We start from the raw sequence: 15,855 nt of genomic DNA on the forward strand, positions 1-15,855 counted from the left end.
ACCGCACCACCGCCGGAGGGCGCGGTGCAGAGGAGAACAAGACCTATGTCTACTCTTGAGATCAAGGACCTGCACGTCAGCATTGACACGGAGCAGGGCACCAAGGAGATCCTGAAGGGCGTCAGCCTGACCATCAAGACCGGTCAGACCCACGCCATCATGGGCCCCAACGGTTCAGGCAAGTCCACCCTGGCATCCACCATTGCCGGGCACCCGCGCTACAAGGTCACCAGCGGAACCATCACGCTCGACGGCGAAGACGTCCTCGCGATGACCGTTGACCAGCGCGCCCGCGCCGGCGTCTTCCTGGCCATGCAGTACCCCGTGGAGGTCCCCGGTGTCAGCATGACCAACTTCCTGCGCACCGCCAAGACCGCCATCGACGGCGAAGCGCCCAAGCTGCGTACCTGGACCAAGGACGTCAAGGCGGCCATGGCCCAGCTGCGCATCGACGCGGACTTCGCCGAGCGCAACGTCAACGAGGGCTTCTCCGGCGGCGAGAAGAAGCGCGTGGAGATCCTCCAGCTCGAACTCTTCAAGCCGAAGTTCGCCATCCTTGACGAGACCGACTCGGGGCTGGATGTTGACGCCCTGAAGGTTGTCTCCGAAGGCGTCAACCGTGCACACGAAACGGGCAACATGGGCACGCTGCTCATCACGCACTACACCCGCATCCTGCGCTACATCAAGCCTGACTTCGTCCACGTATTCGTAGACGGCCAGGTTGTCGAGGAAGGCGGCCCGGAGCTGGCAGACCGCCTCGAAGACGAAGGCTACGACCGCTACACCACGGGCGCCGGCGCAGCCGCCATCGCTGCTGCCCAGGCCTAGTTAGGACTTGCCATGACCGAAATCAATGCGGCCCGCACGGGCCTCGAGGATGTCGAAGAGGCACTTAAGGACGTCATCGACCCGGAACTCGGTGTGAACATCGTGGACCTCGGGCTGCTGTACGGCCTGAAGTACTCCGACGACGACGGCGCGCTGCTGATCGACATGACGCTCACCACGGCCGCCTGCCCGCTCACCGATGTCATCGAGGAGCAGGTAGGCAAGTCCCTTGACGGCATCGTCGACGACTGGCGCCTGAACTGGGTGTGGATGCCGCCTTGGGGTCCGGAGCGGATCACCGATGACGGCAAGGACCAGATGCGGGCCCTCGGCTTCAACATCTGAGTCTTCACCGCTCAAAGGACGACGACGGCCGGTTACCTCCCCAGCGGAGGTGACCGGCCGTCGTCGTACTTGCATCGGTTGCTCCGTAAACGCCCTTTTGACGCCTTAAAAGGGCCGCTACGGAGCAATCGATGGATCAGAGGGTGGGCGCGGAGAACGTGTCGCACTGGTTGATATCGCCGGTCTGATAACCCGTGTAGAACCACTTTTGGCGCTGTTCGCTGGAGCCGTGCGTCCAGGCCTCCGGCGAGACCCGGCCGGTGGCGGCTTCCTGGATCCGGTCATCGCCCACGGCGGAAGCTGCGGACAGGGCGTCGTTGAGGTCCTGCTGGGTGATCGGTTCCAGGAACGGCTGGCCGTCGGGTCCAGGCTGGGTTGAGGCGTGCCTCACCCAGAGGCCGGCGTAGCAGTCGGCCTGGAGTTCCACGCGGACGGCGCCGGACTCGGGTCCCTGCGGGTCCTGCTGGGCGCGGTCGATGTACCCCAGCACGTTCTGGATGTGGTGGCCGAATTCATGCGCCACCACATACTCCTGTGCCAGGGGACCGCCCGAGGATCCGAAGCGGTCCACGAGATCCTGGAAGAACCCCGGATCGAAGTAGGCGGTGCTGTCAGCCGGGCAGTAGAAGGGGCCCACCGCGCTGGAAGCGGTCCCGCAACCGCTGTTGACGGCTTGGTCGAAGATCACCGTCTCCGGCTGCGGGTACTGCACGTTGTAGTTCTGGAGGTAGGCCGGCCAGAACGCGTTCAGGCTATTCACGGTGCCGGTGATCCGGCAGTCCAGCCGTGCGTCGGCATCGGCCCCCGTGGTGCACGCCGGTGCCGTGCCCTGATTCTGTTCGGCCGTACCCGCCCCGCCGGTCAGGCCTTCCAACAGTGCTGGATTGACGCCGAGGAGGACGGCAATCAGGAGGATGATCCCGCCCCCGACGCCGCCGCCCACTTTGGCTCCGCGGCCCATGCCGCGCCGGTCCTGGACCTGGGACGGGTCCAGCTGGACGTTGTCATTGAAGCTCATGAAGTCACAATAGCCCTTGCCGGCACCGCCGAAGCGGAGTCCGCCCGGTAAAGTTGGGACGATGCCTTTTCTCGACAAGATCCAGCGCTGGGCCGACGAACGCCCCCATCACACCGCCGTTGTGGTGGCCGGACGGCGCCTGCGCTGGGCCGAGCTCCGGGACGCCGCCGCAGCAGCCCTGCCGGCGACAGCAGCGGTCAGCGTCCTTGCGGAGGCCAACTCCGTGGACTTCGCCGTGAGGTTCACCGCAGCCGTTGCCGGCGGCCGGCAATGCGCCGTCCTGGATCCGACCTGGCCGGCGTCCCTGCACCAGGAGATCGTTCAACGGCTGGCGGAATCAGCCAGGCCGGGAACGGTTTCCGCGGCGGATGCCTTGGCGGACGGGCCGCCGGAGTCGACGTTCCTCATCGGCCTGACCTCCGGTACCACCTCCGTGCCCAAGGCGTTTACCCGGTCCCGGCAGTCCTGGCAGCAGTCCTTCGACGCGTCCATTGAGTTCTTCGGCCTCGCCCAGGACGATGTCACGCTCGCGCCCGGGCCCCTGGCCGCCAGCCTTAACCTCTACGCCCTTGCTGAGTGCCTCTACGCCGGCTCCGAATTCCAGACCCTTGAAAGTTTCGACGTCGGTGATGTCCACGCCGCCATCACGCACGACGGCGTGACCCGGCTCATCCTCGTGCCCACCATGCTGCGGCTGCTGAGTGAGCGCGGCCTGACCGGCTGCGTCGATGCCTCCGGCATCCGGACCATCATCTGTGCCGGCTCGAAACTGGATGCCCGCACCCTTGAAGCGGCACGGCGCTGGGCGCCGAACGCCACCATCTTTGAGTACTACGGCGCATCCGAACTGAGCTTTGTCTCCGGTGTGGGGCTGGCAGCGGGGGAGCTGCTGGACGCCGGGGGCACAGGCATCGGACACCCGTTCCCGGGCGTGGACCTCAGAATACTGGCCGACGACGGTTCCGAACTGCAGGACGGCGAAGCCGGAAACATCTGCGTGCGCAGCGGCATGGTCAGCAACGGCTACCTGTGGGGCGACGACGGGCAGGCAATGCGCTCCTTCAACGGCTGGTTCACGGTGGGGGACCAGGGCTACCTCTCCGACGGCGAACTGCACATCCTGGGCCGGCGTGCCGACATGATTCTGACCTCGGGAAAGAACGTGTATCCGCACGAAGTGGAACTCGCCCTGGCTGCCGTGCCGGGGGTGGCTGCTGCGGTGGCCGCTGGAATACCTGATGATCTCCGCGGCCAACGCGTGGTCGCCGGCGTCGTTCCGTCCCATGGCGGAGTCACTGCCATGCAGCTCAAAGCAGGACTCGAAAACATCCTGCCGCGGGACAAGCGGCCCCACCAGTACTTCGCGCTCACCGAACTTCCCACCACGGACCGTGGCAAGGTCAGCCGGAACATCCTGCTGGACTGGATCGGCTCCCAGGACCCCAGGGCGCGGCACCTTGACCGCTGACAGGCAGACCGCTGACCTCTTGCCGGCGGACCGGCAGCCCGTGATCATCGCGGCGAGGCGTACCGCGGTCCGGCGTGCCAACGGTGCGCTGAAGGAGCTGCGTGCGCACCAGCTTCTCGCGCCGGTCCTGGTCAACCTCCTGGCAGACACGCAGGTGCCGGCTGACGCAGTCACTGATGTGGTGATCGGCAACGCCGTGGGCGGCGGCGGAAATGTGGCACGTCTGGCGCTTCTTGAGGCTGGACTGCCGGTCAGTGTGCCGGGCCTGACTGTGGACCGCCAGTGCGGGTCCGGCCTCGATGCGATTGTCCTGGCCGCCCGGCTGGTGGCCGCCGGCGGCAACCCCCTGTATCTCGCCGGGGGAGTGGAGAGCATCAGCACGGCCCCGCTGCGGGCCTACCGCGACGACGACGGCGAGCCCGCCTTTTTTGCCCGGGCCCAGTTTGTGCCGCACAGCTTCGGCGACCCGGATATGGGGGTCGCCGCCGAGAACGTGGCCGCCCGGTTCGACGTCGGCCGGGAACGGCAGGATGCCTCGGCGCTGCGCAGCCACCAGCGGGCACTGGCCGCCGCACAAGCGGGCTATTTCGCCGGCGAGATCACCACGCTGGAAACGCCGGCTGGACCCATCAGTGCCGACGACGGCCCCCGTTCTGGCCTGAACGCTGCCGTCCTGAAACGGTTCCCGGCCGCCTTTGTGCCAGGGGGGACTATCACGGCCGGGAACTCATGCTTCGACGCGGACGCCGCCTCCGCCGTCGTCGTAACTTCCTTGCAGCGGGCCCGGGAACTCGGGGCAGCTAACGGGCTCCTGGTGCTGGCCACGGATACTGCCGGCGTGGACCCCGAACTGCTGGGCATCGGCGCAGCGGTTGCCGCGGAGCGGCTCCTCCAGGCGAGGGGACTGTCCGCGGCCGGCGTGGACCTGGTGGAGTTCAACGAGGCCTTCGCGTCCCAGACCCTGGCCTGCCTTGACCAGTTGGGCATTGATCCGGAGCGGGTCAACCTCGACGGCGGGGCGCTGGCATTGGGCCACGCCTACGGAGCGTCCGGGGCCGTACTGGTGACGCGGCTACTCGCGCAGGCCCGGCGTGCCGGGAATCATGGCTCCCTCGCACTGGCGCTGATCAGTATTGCCGGAGGTATGGGCACGGCGGCGCTGCTGCGTTATGAGTTGCTGGCCGTCGACCACCAGGCCCCCTAAGCCGCACAAGAAAAACCGACGGAACGTCAGTCCGCGTCGCCCAGCCCGCGGGCAGCAAGCGCTTCGCCGGTCTGGCGGGCGAAGGCCACTGTGCTGATGAAGACGGGCAGCACAAGGGCACGCGGATTCCGCTCAAGCCCGCGGGCCCGGGCAGAATCCCTGACGTCTGCAAAGGCGCCGGCGATATACGGGATGCTGCGGAGCATGATGGCGATGGTCAGCGCAAACCGTTCAGGGTCCGCGCCAAAGCGGCGGAACGGGGTGGCCATCGACACCACGCCGTCCAGGATCCGCTGCATGGGGGTGGTGGCCGTCAGCAGGGACGCCGCCACCACGCACACCAGGATGTTCAAGACAATCCGCGCAGCCGTGGGTCCACCCAGCTGCCACCACTGGAACAGGCCAATGACCACCAGCACCAGGGCAACAGGACGGACAGCACCCAGGAGCCGCCGGGGTCCGGCGCCCGTAAGGAGAAACAGCACGCCGAGCGCGGACAGCACCGCGACGGAGACCAGCCAGTCGACCACCAGGAAGGACACCAGGCCGCAGCCCACTACCAGCAGGAATTTCAGTGCCAGCGGCGTCCGGTGGATGACGGAATTCCCCGGAACGTAGTTGGCCAGCAGGAAGCCGTGTCCCCTCACGGTGCAGCCAGGCCGTTGCTGACCAGCGCCCGGTACGAGTCGACTGCCGCCGCCGCGCCGCCGTCGAACATCACGCGCCCTGCCTCCACCACCAGCACCCGGTCCATTTCCAGGGCGAGGTCTAGGTCGTGCGTGGACATGACGATCTGCTGGTCGAGGCCAGCGAGGGTGCGGCGCAGGAGCTCGCGGTTCCTGAGGTCCAGGAGGGTGGACGGTTCATCCAGCACCAGGACAGCTGGGTTGACTGCCAGTACAGCGGCGAGGGCCATCAGCTGCCGTTCACCGCCGGAGAGCTCGTAGATGCTTTGGTCCGCGAGCGGCAACAGGCCGAGGCGCTCCAGGGCCGCTTCAGCCAGCCTGCGCCGCTCCGCCCCGTTGCGGACCGGGCGGCGCAGTGACAGCTCCACGTCCTCGCGGCCCGTGGGCATCACCAGCTGCGACAAGGGATCCGTGAAGACGAACCCCACCTGCCGGCGGACGGCCCGCACCGCACGGACCGTGTCGGCACCGTCCACCGATACTGCGCCGGAACTCGGCTGCACGAGGCCGTTTATCATCCGCAGCAGCGTGGACTTGCCTGACCCGTTGGCCCCGATCACGCCGATGCGCTGTTCGGTCAGCTCAAGCACGACGTCCTGGAGCAGGGACTTGGGTTCCGGGCGGTTGTCGACGGCGACAGCCACGGATGCCTGCCGGAATGAAATGGTTGGCATGGCGGGATTAGTTGCTGATCCGCTTTACCCGGCGGACCAGGACGTCCGGAAATGCCCGGTGCAGGGCCACGGCGATCACCGCGGCGAGGATGTTCTTAATCACGTCGCCAGGGTAGAAAACCAGGTCTGCGAGGAAGGCGTCACCCAGTGACGCTTTGGTGTTCAGGGCGATCCCGGCAACTCCGAGCGTGTGCACAACAGCGATGCTGGTGACCATCGCCGAGGCGAAGAACCACAGCGCCCGGACACGTGTTGTCCGCCGGATCACCACGGTGGCGAGCCAGCCCACCACCGCTGCTGCGATGGGGAAGGCAATGATGTAGCCGGCCGACGGTCCGGCCAGGATGCCCAGGCCGCTGCGGCCCTGGCTGAAGATCGGCAGGCCCGCCAGCCCCAGGAGGGTGTACAGGCCGACGGCGGCGAAACCCCGGCCGGGGCCCAGCATCAGGCCGGTGAGCATCACCGCAAGGGTCTGGAAAGTGATGGGGATGCCGAACACGTTCGCCGCGATGCCGGGCACCATGGCGGAGCCGGCAACGAGCGCCGCGAAGACCGCGATCAGGCCCAGGTCGGTGGCGTTCCAGCGGCTCCGGAGGCGGGAAGAGGTGCCGGTGACGGCGGCGTCAGTCTGGCTCATGGGGTGTTCCTGTCGTGGTTGTACAAGCGAAGCATGGGGTAATCCTGACGTTACCCGCCGCCGTCGGGCTCCATTTTGTAGGGGACCTACTACGCGGAGCGCCCGGGACTGACGGCAGGGCACAAACGTTGAGCCAACGCACGACGGCGGTGCGGCGGTTATGGGGTCATGCTGGGGCCGGTAGACTTGGAAAGGCCGTTCTGTCGGCCATTCTGCCGGCTGCTTCCAGACATCATCCGTTGAGCTGCGGCGTTTCCCTGTTGTGAAAGGCCTTACCTGCTGTGATTACTGTCCAGGATCTTGAACTGCGCGCCGGCGCCCGGCTCCTCATGGACCAGGTGAGCTTCCGCATCGACAAGGGCGACAAGATCGGCCTCGTGGGCCGTAACGGTGCAGGCAAGACCACCCTTACGCGGGTCCTCGCCGGCGAGGGACTGCCGGCCGCGGGCAAGGTGTCGCGCACCGGTGAGATCGGATACCTGCCCCAGGATCCGCGCACCCCGGACATGGAACAGCTGGCCCGCGACCGCATCCTGGCGGCCCGTGGACTGGACGTCGCCGTGGGCAAGCTCCGGAAGGCGCACGACGAGATGGCCAGCGAGGACGCCGATGTCCAGCGCAAGGCCATGAACCGCTACGACCGGCTCGAATCCGAGTTCCTGGCCGCCGGCGGCTACTCGGCTGAGGCCGAGGCCGCCGCCATCTGCTCCAACCTGGCGCTGCCGGACCGCATCCTGAACCAGCCTCTCAAGACCCTCTCCGGCGGACAGCGCCGCCGTGTTGAACTGGCCCGCATCCTGTACTCCGACGCCGAGACCATGCTCCTCGATGAGCCCACCAACCACCTCGATGCCGACTCCATCGCGTGGCTGCGCGAGTTCCTCAAGAACCACCAGGGCGGCCTGATCGTAATCAGCCACGACACCGAACTCCTGGAAGCCACGGTCAACAAGGTCTTCCTGCTGGACGCCAACCGCGCGCAGATCGACTTCTACAACATGGACTGGAAGCGCTACCTGCTCCAGCGCGAAACCGACGAACGCGCCCGCAAGCGTGAACGCGCCAACGCCGAGAAGAAGGCCCAGGTCCTTTTCGACCAGGCCAACAAGATGCGCGCGAAGGCCACGAAGGCCGTCGCGGCGCAGAACATGGCCAAGCGTGCCGAACGCCTGCTCAGCGGCCTGGAAGCTGTCCGCGAGAACGACCGCGTCGCAGCCCTGCGGTTCCCTGATCCGTCCCCCTGCGGCAAGACCCCGCTCACCGCTGAAGGCCTCAGCAAGTCCTACGGTTCCCTGGAAATCTTCACGGACGTGGACCTCGCGATCGACCGCGGCTCCAAGGTGGTCATCCTGGGCCTCAACGGCGCCGGCAAGACCACCCTCCTGCGGATGCTCGCCGGCGTTGACAAGCCTGACACCGGTGACGTTATTGCCGGCCACGGCCTGAAAGTCGGCTACTACGCCCAGGAGCACGACACCCTTGACGTCGACCGGACCGTCCTGGAAAACATGCGCTCCTCCGCCCCGGACATGAAGGACGCAGAAGTCCGCGGCATCCTCGGCTCGTTCCTGTTCTCCGGCGATGACGTCGACAAGCCCGCCAGCGTCCTCTCCGGCGGTGAGAAGACGCGCCTGGCCCTGGCCACCATCGTCGCCTCCAGCGCCAACGTCCTCCTCCTCGATGAGCCCACCAACAACCTGGACCCCGCCAGCCGCGCCGAAATCCTCGGCGCACTGCGGAACTACAGCGGCGCCGTCGTCCTGGTCAGCCACGACGAAGGGGCTGTTGAAGCCTTGAACCCCGAGCGCGTTGTGCTGTTGCCAGACGGCGTCGAGGACCTCTGGAACGAGGACTACCTGGACCTGATTACGCTGGCTTAATCACCTTTGGGGGGCGATTCAGCGGACAGTCACTTCTTCGGCGTCGGTGATTCTTTGTAGGTCTTCGTAGGTGATGCTGAACATTGAGTTGTGGTCTCCTGCTCCGGCCCAGAGGACTTTGTGGGCTTTGAGGGAGTTGTCCAGGAGTGTCCTGATCTTTTCCGGGTGGCCTATCGGGGCTACTCCGCCTACTTCCTGGCCTGTGTGTCGCAGGACGAAGGTGGCGGTTGCCCGGCGGATCTTTCCTGTTCCCAGTTGGGCCGCCACGAGGGGCGTGTTTACCTTGGCGGCGCCACTGGCCAAGATCAGAAGCGGGGCGCCGTCGACGTCGAAGATCAGGCTGTTGGTAATGGCCGCAACGTCGCAGCCGAGAGCCTCAGCCGCGGCAGCCGCCGTCGGGACCTTGGTGTCAAAGATCCGCACTGTGTCCCGGGCGCCGGCCGAGGTCAGGGCGCTTTTCACATTCGCAACGGGGGCGGCCACGTGCACATTGTGCATGAGTCAGTAGCCCTGCGCGTCCAGGAGGGCGTCTTCCTCTTCCTCGGTTGTCGCCTTCTTGCGCTTGCGGGCTACAGGCGGACGACGGCGGGCTGCCGCGGCGGCGGAGTGCACCGGGCTGCCTGAATCGCGCGACCCGTCCTCACCTTCAAGCTCGTCCTCGGCGTCGATCGCTGCGTTCCTGGCCTGCTGCCGTGCGGCGTACCCGAAGCCCACGAACATCAGCACGCCGAAGGCGAACCACTGCAACGAATAGGACAGATGGGTGCCTTCTTCGGTGGCCGGCTTCGGGAACGGGAACGGCATGTCAGCGGTGGCGGGGGATTCAGACGCGAGCTGCCCGTAGGCGCCGGTGAGTACGGGATATCCCAGTTGGTCCGCGTAAGTGGGGAGATCGATGGAAGCCAACTGGCCGTCGGGGGCGCCGCGGTCCAGTTGGGGTTCCCCGTGCTTGAGGCGGACGACGGCGGTCACGGGTCCGGCGGGAGGCGCCGGGATGGAATCGGGGCTGCCCGGGTTCTTGTTGCCGATGGGCAGCCAGCCGCGGTCGATCACCACGGTTTCGCCGGACTCCAGCTTGAACGGGACAACCACCTCATACCCGGGCTGCCCGTTCAGCGGACGGTTGCGGACAATCCGCTGGCCGTCCAGATCGTAGGTGCCTTTGAGTTCAACCTGGGTCCATTCCTTCGACGCGTCCAGCGCGGAGAACTCGTCCCTTGCCTCGTCGAAGGAGATGGGTGTAGCGGAATAGTTGGTAACCACGCGGTTGATCTCCGCGAGGGTCTCGGCGCGGCGGTCCATCTGCCAGCGGCCAAGGAAGACGCAGGCAGCGGCAAAGATGGCGGCCAGCAGGAGGTATCCCAGCCACTTGCTGGAAAAGAGGAAGCGGTACATTCAGCCGTCCTGCCCTGCTGGCGCTTGTCCGGCGACCTGCCCCGAATCCAGGACCAGGGTTTCCTTCCAGAGCCCGCGGGTCTGGAGGTAGTCTTCGAGCCAGTCGCGGTGGTCATCGCAGGCCAGCCAGGTCTTGCGGCGTTCCGGCGTATGGATCTTGGGGTTGTTCCAGAGCAGTTGCCAGGACGCTTCCGAGCGGCAGGCCTTGCGGGAGCACATGGCAGCCATGGCTGGCGGGTGACCCGCGGTCCCTGCAGCCAGGTCAAATATGTTCATGAGGCGCGCCGTTCCTGTCCGTGCGTGGGTTCGTCGTCGTCGCCAATGAGTTCGCCCTGGATGACGGCGGACGTGGAGTCGTCCTGCTCCGGCGGCCAAGACGGGCTTTCGAGCTCGGCAAGCGGAGCCGAGTCCAGCAGCAAGTCGCTGTGGACCTCCGCCTTGTCGCTGCCGTTCGCGATCACCACAGCGATCCAGGGGAGGAAGACGGCGCCGGCCACCATCACGAGCTTGAACCAGCCGTCCACCACAAAGATGAGGATGAGGCAGACCATGCGGATTCCCATGGCCACCGCGTACTTGATCATGCGCTGGCGCATGTCCTCCGAGTGGGCAGCCGCCGCGTCCGTGATGCTGTGGACTCCGGAATCCCCGGAGAACCTTTCGGGATCTCCGGGCACGGACTGTCCAGCATGGTTTTCAAGGGTCACGGCTGATTGATCACGCTCCAAAGGCTTGCCTCAATTCTCTCACCATCGGCAGTGGCGCCCAAACGCGGGCTAAGATCGGAGGCAGCAAAATCACACCCCGTCCTACCCGCGGCTGCACATGCCGCAGAATCCCGGAGCGTTTAATGTCTGAAGCAGCTACATCGGCCCGCAGTGTCCTGATCACCGGTGGAAACCGCGGCATCGGCCTGGCCATCGCGCAGGCTTTTGTGGCCAACGGCGACAAGGTGGCCGTGACCTACCGGAGCGCGTCGGAGCTGCCTGCCGGGATTCTGGGCGTGAAGGCCGATGTGACTGACGAAGCCTCTGTGGATGCGGCCTTCGCCGAGGTGGAAGCTGCCCACGGTCCCGTTGAGGTCCTGGTGGCAAACGCGGGAATCACCAAGGACACGCTCCTGATGCGCATGAGTGAAGAAGACTTCACGTCGGTGATCGACACCAACCTCACCGGCGCTTTCCGCGTCATCAAGCGCGCTTCGAAGGGCATGATCCGGATGCGCAAGGGCCGCGTGGTCCTCATCTCCTCGGTCTCCGGCCTCTATGGCGCGCCGGGTCAGATCAACTACTCCGCTTCCAAGGCCGGCCTGGTGGGCATCGCCCGGTCACTGACCCGCGAGCTGGGTTCACGTGGAATCACAGCAAACGTTGTGGCCCCCGGATTCATTAACACGGACATGACGGCCGAACTGCCCGAGGCCACGCAAAAGGACTATCTTTCCAGCATTCCCGCCGGCCGGTTTGCCGAGGCTTCGGAAGTGGCGAACGTGGTCCGCTGGATTTCCAGTGACGAGGCGGCCTACATTTCCGGAGCCGTCATTCCTGTTGACGGCGGTCTTGGCATGGGTCACTGACCACGGTGCACGGGATAGACACCTGAGAACCGTCACGCTGCGGCGTCGAAGGCATCTCGAAGCCAGGCGGCAACTTCGTCGTGCAGTTCCCGGGCATTGTGCAGTTCGAGGTGGTGCATCCACACACCGGGGGATGGGTGCACCACCTCCTTGAACCTCGCGGATTCCACTGGCCGCGGCAGGGCGATGGAAAGGACCACCGGAGGCACAGGTCCAGCCCTTCAGGTGAATTACGGAAAACGTCCTGCGGTGTGGATGGCGTGCCTCCTGTCATGGTGTGAGCCTATGCCCTCCCCAAGCTGAAGGACTCAAGATATCGATAGCTTCCAAGCACTGGCCGGCGCACCGTGTGCAGTGTCAGGATTGAGGACTCGACACAAGCGAAGGCAAGAGGAGGCTCGTGGATGACCGATGAGACGACAGCCGCACCCGAAACCGGATACGCGTCGGTCAACGGACTCCAGATGTACTACGAGCTTCACGGCGACGACGGCGGCGGTGGCACTCCGCTGTTGCTCCTGCACGGCGGGCTCTTCGACATCGAGCAGCAGTTCGGCGCGCTGATCCCGGGCCTGTCGTCCGGGCGCCGGGTGATCGCCACGGACTTCCAAGGGCACGGACGCACCAACGACACCGATCGGCCGCTGGGCACTTCCGACCTGGCGTCCGATGTCATCGGGCTTCTTGAGTACCTCGGTGTCGACAACGTCGACGTGTTCGGGTTCAGCGTCGGCGGTGCGGTCGCGCTGGACCTCGCGATCCACCACCCAGAACTCGTGCGCAAGCTCATCGTTTCGTCGGTGTCGTTCCGTCCAGAGGGCGACCGTGGCGGCAACGTCGAAGCGGTCGCGGAGATGACGGTGGACATGATCGCGGGTACCCCGATGGAGGAACGCTACCTCGCCGTGTCGCCGCATCCCGATCGCGAGCACCTGCAGGGACTACTCGACAAGCTTGCACGCTACGGCACGGGCGAGATCGGATGGAGCGACGACGAGATCCGCGGAATCGCCGCCCCGACGCTCTTGACGGTCGGTGACTGCGACATGGTCAGGCTCGACCACGCGGTGAAGTTCCTCCAACTGCGCGGAGGAGACGTGAACGGCGACTTCGAGGGTGTGCCCGCGTCGCAGCTCGCGGTGTTCCCCGGCACGACGCATTTCTTCGGGCTCGCCCGGACCGACCTCGTGCGCGACGTTGTGATCACGTTCCTCGATACACCCGAGCCCAAGGGCTGGGCCGATCGTTGAGAGGTGCACCGACGTCGAATCGCAGTGTCACCCCAGCACGCCTGATTGTCTGACGCGAGGCGCCATGGTCCAATGACCCCCGAGGACCCGACGGAGACACCAGAAGGCCTGTGCGAAACTAGCGCGACCGGGCTTCTTTGTGGGGGTCGTACAAGCGAATGTGCGGCTGGCGCTGGCATGATGGACTCCAGACCTCAAGCGATTTAGACGTTTCAAACAAAGGAGCCCATATGGGACTGCTGGACAACAAGACCGCCATCGTGACCGGATCCTCACGGGGAATCGGCGCTGAAGTGGCCAAGAACCTCGCTGCCGAGGGCGCCGCCGTCGTGGTTAACTACCGCCAGAAGGCGCCGCGCGCCAACAAAGTCGTCGCAGGAATTGAAGCTGCCGGCGGCCGTGCCACGGCTGTGGGCGCGGACCTCACCACCCAGGAAGGTGTGCAGGCACTGGCCAGCGCGGCGATGGAGAACTTCGGTTCGCTGGACGTCCTGGTGCTCAACGCTTCCGGTGGCATGGAGTCCGGTATGGAGGACGACTACGCCCTGAAGCTGAACCGTGATGCCCAGGTCAACATGCTCAACGCCGCCGTGCCCCTGATGAAGGAAGGCTCACGCGTGGTCTTCGTGACCAGCCACCAGGCCCACTTCATCAACTCGGTGCCCACCATGCCCGAATACGAGCCCGTGGCCCGCAGCAAGCGTGCCGGCGAGGACGCCCTGCGTGAGCTCCTCCCGAACCTGGCGGAAAAGGGCATCTCGCTCGTGGTTGTGTCCGGCGACATGATCGAAGGCACCGTCACGGCGACGCTGCTGGACCGCTCGAATCCGGGCGCCATCGAAGCCCGCCGCGCCGAGGCCGGAAAGCTCTACTCCGTCGAGGAGTTCGCTGAAGTTGTGGCCAGCATGGCTACGGCCGACGTCGAATCCGGCCACACGGAGTACGCCGGCGGGTCCGACTACTTCGGCAAGGGCGCGGAATAGCGGAACCAGACGCACCCTAAAGTCCCGGTTGTCCACGCGACGACCCATCACCATGACGAGCCCCGGGCAGTACTCCTGCCCGGGGCTCGTGTCTGTGGAGGGCGTTGTCTCCGGCGGCAAGGCGGCCTAGGACGGCGCTGAACAAGGGACAATTCGGAGCGGCAGGTTTCGCTTTTGGACTCGTTCCGGGGCCTTGGGCGGCTCGTTGGGGGCATCGATTCCGGGCGCCGGAATTCCGGTCATGAATTTTGCGGGCCTTGCCGGGCCGTCCATAGCTCCCGTCGGCGCGGATCGGGGCCGGGGGCCGGGGCGGCCCCCCATTTTGGGTGCTATCCCAGGGCCCAGGCCCCGTTTTCGCCGGTGAGGCCTAGTTTCAGCAGTCGCCGAAGGTTCAGTGCGGCTGTGCGGACCTGCAGCCAGGCGTTGTTCTTTTCCACGCCCCGGTATCGCAGGCGCCGGTTGCCTCCGGCGACCAGCCAGCCGATGGATCTTTCCACCAGGGGCCGGTAGGCCCGGTAGTCGTGCCTGAATGCTTCCTGGCGGGCGGCGGCGCGGTGGGCGCGCTGGCGGGCGTGGTGGACGGTGATAACGACTTTCCGCCCGCCCTTGGCCTTCGTGCATTGATCCCGCAGCGGGCACGCCTTGCAGGCGGTGCCGAAGTTCACGTTGCCCCGGGGGCTGATCGTGCGGACCTCCCCGGCCGGGCAGCTGAGCGTGTTCTTTGCTTCGTCGTGGGTGAAGTCGTCCAGGTCGTACCCGCCTGGCACGGCCGGGCGCAACGGCTTGGGCTTGACCAGGCCCTGGTGCCCGGCCGTATCGAGGGTCTCGAGCATGGGACCGGAACCGTAGGCCGAGTCCCCGAGCACCTGGTAGTCCACGGCGTCGTCTTTCATGGTCGGGTCCGTGCCGAGCAGGACGATTCCGGCGTCCGCGTCACTGGAGCCGGGCCCGGCGGCCCGGGTCATCACCGCGGAGGTGTACAGCCCGGTCTCCGGCTCCGCGACGATGTGGCCCTTGAAGCCGTCCATCATCACCGAGCGGGACTTGTGCGCGTGCCGGGCCTCGGTGTCCACCGTGGAAACGATCCGGTCCGGGGCGACCTTCCGGGCGATCCGCCACCTCCCGTCGGTGCCGTCGGAGCCCTCGGCCGGCTCCACGTCCTGCCCCGCCACCAGCGCCAGCAGCACGTACGCCTGATACTCCGGGGACCTGTCATCCAGGGTGGCGGGGTCCACCGCGGCCAGCAGCGCCAGCGCGTCAGTGACCAGCCCGGAAATCAGTTCGTCTTTTGCTTCCTTGTCATCCCAGGCGATATCCGGCTTCCCCACCCGCGTGTAGTCATAGGAGGTCGCGTGGACGGCCATGAGTGTCGCGCCGTGCTCCATGGCCTTGCCGAAGCGCCGGATCACGGCAATGAGCTGGGTGATGGTGTCCTGGCGGGCCACCGCGTCCTGGAAGACCGTCGAGTCCACCGCCCGGCGGTGCCGCCCGGCCAGGACCCCGGTGGCGGTAATGACCTGGGCGACAGCCTCCATGATCCGGTGCGGGTTCTCGCTGGTCCGCAGCCGGTTGCGCCAATGGACCAGGGCGGTGGGGTGGAACGCGGCCTCCGTCAGCCCGTACCCGCAGGCGGCCTTCCAGCGCAGGTCATACGTCAACGCCTCCGCGGCCGCCCGGTCCGACAAGCCTTCCAGGGCCTGCAGGACCAGGACCGTGCCGATCACCGAGGCCGGGATCGAGGGCCGGCCCCGCCGGGAGGGAAACAGGTCCTCCATCATCGAATCCGGAAACAGCCGGCCCCGATGCTCCGCCAAAAAAGCGTAGGCACCGCCCGGAGCCAACAACTCCCCGGCCAGTGCCTCCACATCCAAATACCCGCGCTGGGCCGCCTCAATACCTTGCATGTAC

At 66.2% G+C, this 15,855-nt stretch carries 18 protein-coding genes; 8 read left to right on the forward strand and 10 right to left on the reverse strand.

Annotated features, from left to right (window positions below; genetic code table 11):
• Positions 1-45 precede the first annotated feature (45 nt).
• Positions 46-831 (forward strand): Fe-S cluster assembly ATPase SufC, encoded by a 786-nt coding sequence (gene sufC / locus AC3IT0_RS10935; RefSeq protein WP_489323701.1) that lies wholly within the window; start codon positions 46-48, stop codon positions 829-831.
• A gap of 12 nt (positions 832-843) precedes the next feature.
• Positions 844-1,176, forward strand: a complete 333-nt coding sequence (locus AC3IT0_RS10940) for a metal-sulfur cluster assembly factor (RefSeq protein WP_489323702.1) — start codon at positions 844-846, stop codon at positions 1,174-1,176.
• A 136-nt stretch (positions 1,177-1,312) separates the two neighbouring features.
• Here the strand turns inward: AC3IT0_RS10940 and ypfJ are convergent, their stop codons facing one another.
• Positions 1,313-2,194 carry a KPN_02809 family neutral zinc metallopeptidase gene (ypfJ, locus tag AC3IT0_RS10945; RefSeq protein WP_489323703.1) on the reverse strand — a complete coding sequence of 294 codons (882 nt, stop codon included), beginning with the start codon at positions 2,192-2,194 and terminating at the stop codon, positions 1,313-1,315.
• Between the two features lie 61 nt (positions 2,195-2,255).
• Between ypfJ and AC3IT0_RS10950 the strand changes: the two genes are divergently transcribed.
• Positions 2,256-3,662, forward strand: a complete 1,407-nt coding sequence (locus tag AC3IT0_RS10950; RefSeq protein WP_489319839.1) for a class I adenylate-forming enzyme family protein — start codon at positions 2,256-2,258, stop codon at positions 3,660-3,662.
• Entirely contained in the window at positions 3,652-4,866 is a 1,215-nt protein-coding gene (locus AC3IT0_RS10955; RefSeq protein WP_489319840.1) for a thiolase family protein, read from the forward strand. Before AC3IT0_RS10950 ends, AC3IT0_RS10955 begins: the two co-directional genes overlap by 11 nt.
• 26 nt (positions 4,867-4,892) lie before the next feature.
• Here AC3IT0_RS10955 and AC3IT0_RS10960 read toward each other — a convergent pair whose 3' ends face one another.
• Genes AC3IT0_RS10960 through AC3IT0_RS10970 form a run of 3 tightly spaced genes read right to left on the reverse strand, consistent with a single transcriptional unit; the run spans position 4,893 to position 6,863 of the window.
• Positions 4,893-5,513, reverse strand: a complete 621-nt coding sequence (locus AC3IT0_RS10960) for an energy-coupling factor transporter transmembrane component T family protein (protein WP_489319841.1) — start codon at positions 5,511-5,513, stop codon at positions 4,893-4,895.
• Positions 5,510-6,226, reverse strand: a complete 717-nt coding sequence (locus AC3IT0_RS10965) for an energy-coupling factor ABC transporter ATP-binding protein (RefSeq protein ID WP_489319842.1) — start codon at positions 6,224-6,226, stop codon at positions 5,510-5,512. Before AC3IT0_RS10965 ends, AC3IT0_RS10960 begins: the two co-directional genes overlap by 4 nt.
• A gap of 7 nt (positions 6,227-6,233) precedes the next feature.
• Positions 6,234-6,863 carry a biotin transporter BioY gene (locus AC3IT0_RS10970; RefSeq protein ID WP_489319843.1) on the reverse strand — a complete coding sequence of 210 codons (630 nt, stop codon included), beginning with the start codon at positions 6,861-6,863 and terminating at the stop codon, positions 6,234-6,236.
• A gap of 281 nt (positions 6,864-7,144) precedes the next feature.
• Here AC3IT0_RS10970 and AC3IT0_RS10975 point away from each other — a divergent pair, with 281 nt between their 5' ends.
• Positions 7,145-8,743, forward strand: a complete 1,599-nt coding sequence (locus AC3IT0_RS10975; RefSeq protein WP_489319844.1) for an ABC-F family ATP-binding cassette domain-containing protein — start codon at positions 7,145-7,147, stop codon at positions 8,741-8,743.
• Between the two features lie 18 nt (positions 8,744-8,761).
• Here AC3IT0_RS10975 and AC3IT0_RS10980 read toward each other — a convergent pair whose 3' ends face one another.
• Genes AC3IT0_RS10980 through AC3IT0_RS10995 form a run of 4 tightly spaced genes read right to left on the reverse strand, consistent with a single transcriptional unit; the run spans position 8,762 to position 10,845 of the window.
• On the reverse strand, positions 8,762-9,241 hold the full coding sequence (locus tag AC3IT0_RS10980) for a YbaK/EbsC family protein (protein WP_489319845.1): 480 nt from the start codon (positions 9,239-9,241) through the stop codon (positions 8,762-8,764).
• A gap of 3 nt (positions 9,242-9,244) precedes the next feature.
• Entirely contained in the window at positions 9,245-10,138 is an 894-nt protein-coding gene (locus AC3IT0_RS10985; RefSeq protein WP_489319846.1) for an SURF1 family cytochrome oxidase biogenesis protein, read from the reverse strand.
• Entirely contained in the window at positions 10,139-10,414 is a 276-nt protein-coding gene (locus AC3IT0_RS10990; protein ID WP_489319847.1) for a hypothetical protein, read from the reverse strand.
• Positions 10,411-10,845 (reverse strand): DUF3099 domain-containing protein, encoded by a 435-nt coding sequence (locus AC3IT0_RS10995; protein ID WP_489319848.1) that lies wholly within the window; start codon positions 10,843-10,845, stop codon positions 10,411-10,413. The genes AC3IT0_RS10990 and AC3IT0_RS10995 overlap by 4 nt, the downstream gene beginning before the upstream one ends.
• 143 nt (positions 10,846-10,988) lie before the next feature.
• On the opposite strand from AC3IT0_RS10995, the gene AC3IT0_RS11000 reads away from it, so the two are divergent.
• Entirely contained in the window at positions 10,989-11,714 is a 726-nt protein-coding gene (locus AC3IT0_RS11000) for a beta-ketoacyl-ACP reductase (protein ID WP_489319849.1), read from the forward strand.
• A gap of 32 nt (positions 11,715-11,746) precedes the next feature.
• Here AC3IT0_RS11000 and AC3IT0_RS11005 read toward each other — a convergent pair whose 3' ends face one another.
• The gene (locus tag AC3IT0_RS11005; protein WP_489319850.1) at positions 11,747-11,923 is read right to left on the reverse strand and encodes a hypothetical protein; all 177 of its coding nucleotides are present in this window, start codon (positions 11,921-11,923) and stop codon (positions 11,747-11,749) included.
• A 195-nt stretch (positions 11,924-12,118) separates the two neighbouring features.
• On the opposite strand from AC3IT0_RS11005, the gene AC3IT0_RS11010 reads away from it, so the two are divergent.
• Both AC3IT0_RS11010 and AC3IT0_RS11015 read left to right on the forward strand, forming a co-directional pair.
• Positions 12,119-12,964 carry an alpha/beta fold hydrolase gene (locus tag AC3IT0_RS11010; protein WP_489319851.1) on the forward strand — a complete coding sequence of 282 codons (846 nt, stop codon included), beginning with the start codon at positions 12,119-12,121 and terminating at the stop codon, positions 12,962-12,964.
• Between the two features lie 230 nt (positions 12,965-13,194).
• Positions 13,195-13,947, forward strand: coding sequence for an SDR family oxidoreductase (locus AC3IT0_RS11015; protein ID WP_489319852.1), 753 nt, complete (start codon positions 13,195-13,197; stop codon positions 13,945-13,947).
• A 329-nt stretch (positions 13,948-14,276) separates the two neighbouring features.
• Here the strand turns inward: AC3IT0_RS11015 and AC3IT0_RS11020 are convergent, their stop codons facing one another.
• Entirely contained in the window at positions 14,277-15,851 is a 1,575-nt protein-coding gene (locus AC3IT0_RS11020; protein ID WP_489319853.1) for an IS1182 family transposase, read from the reverse strand.
• Between the last annotated feature and the right edge of the window lie 4 nt (positions 15,852-15,855).

The sequence above is a fragment of the Pseudarthrobacter sp. KH_020_B genome, from assembly GCF_057840185.1.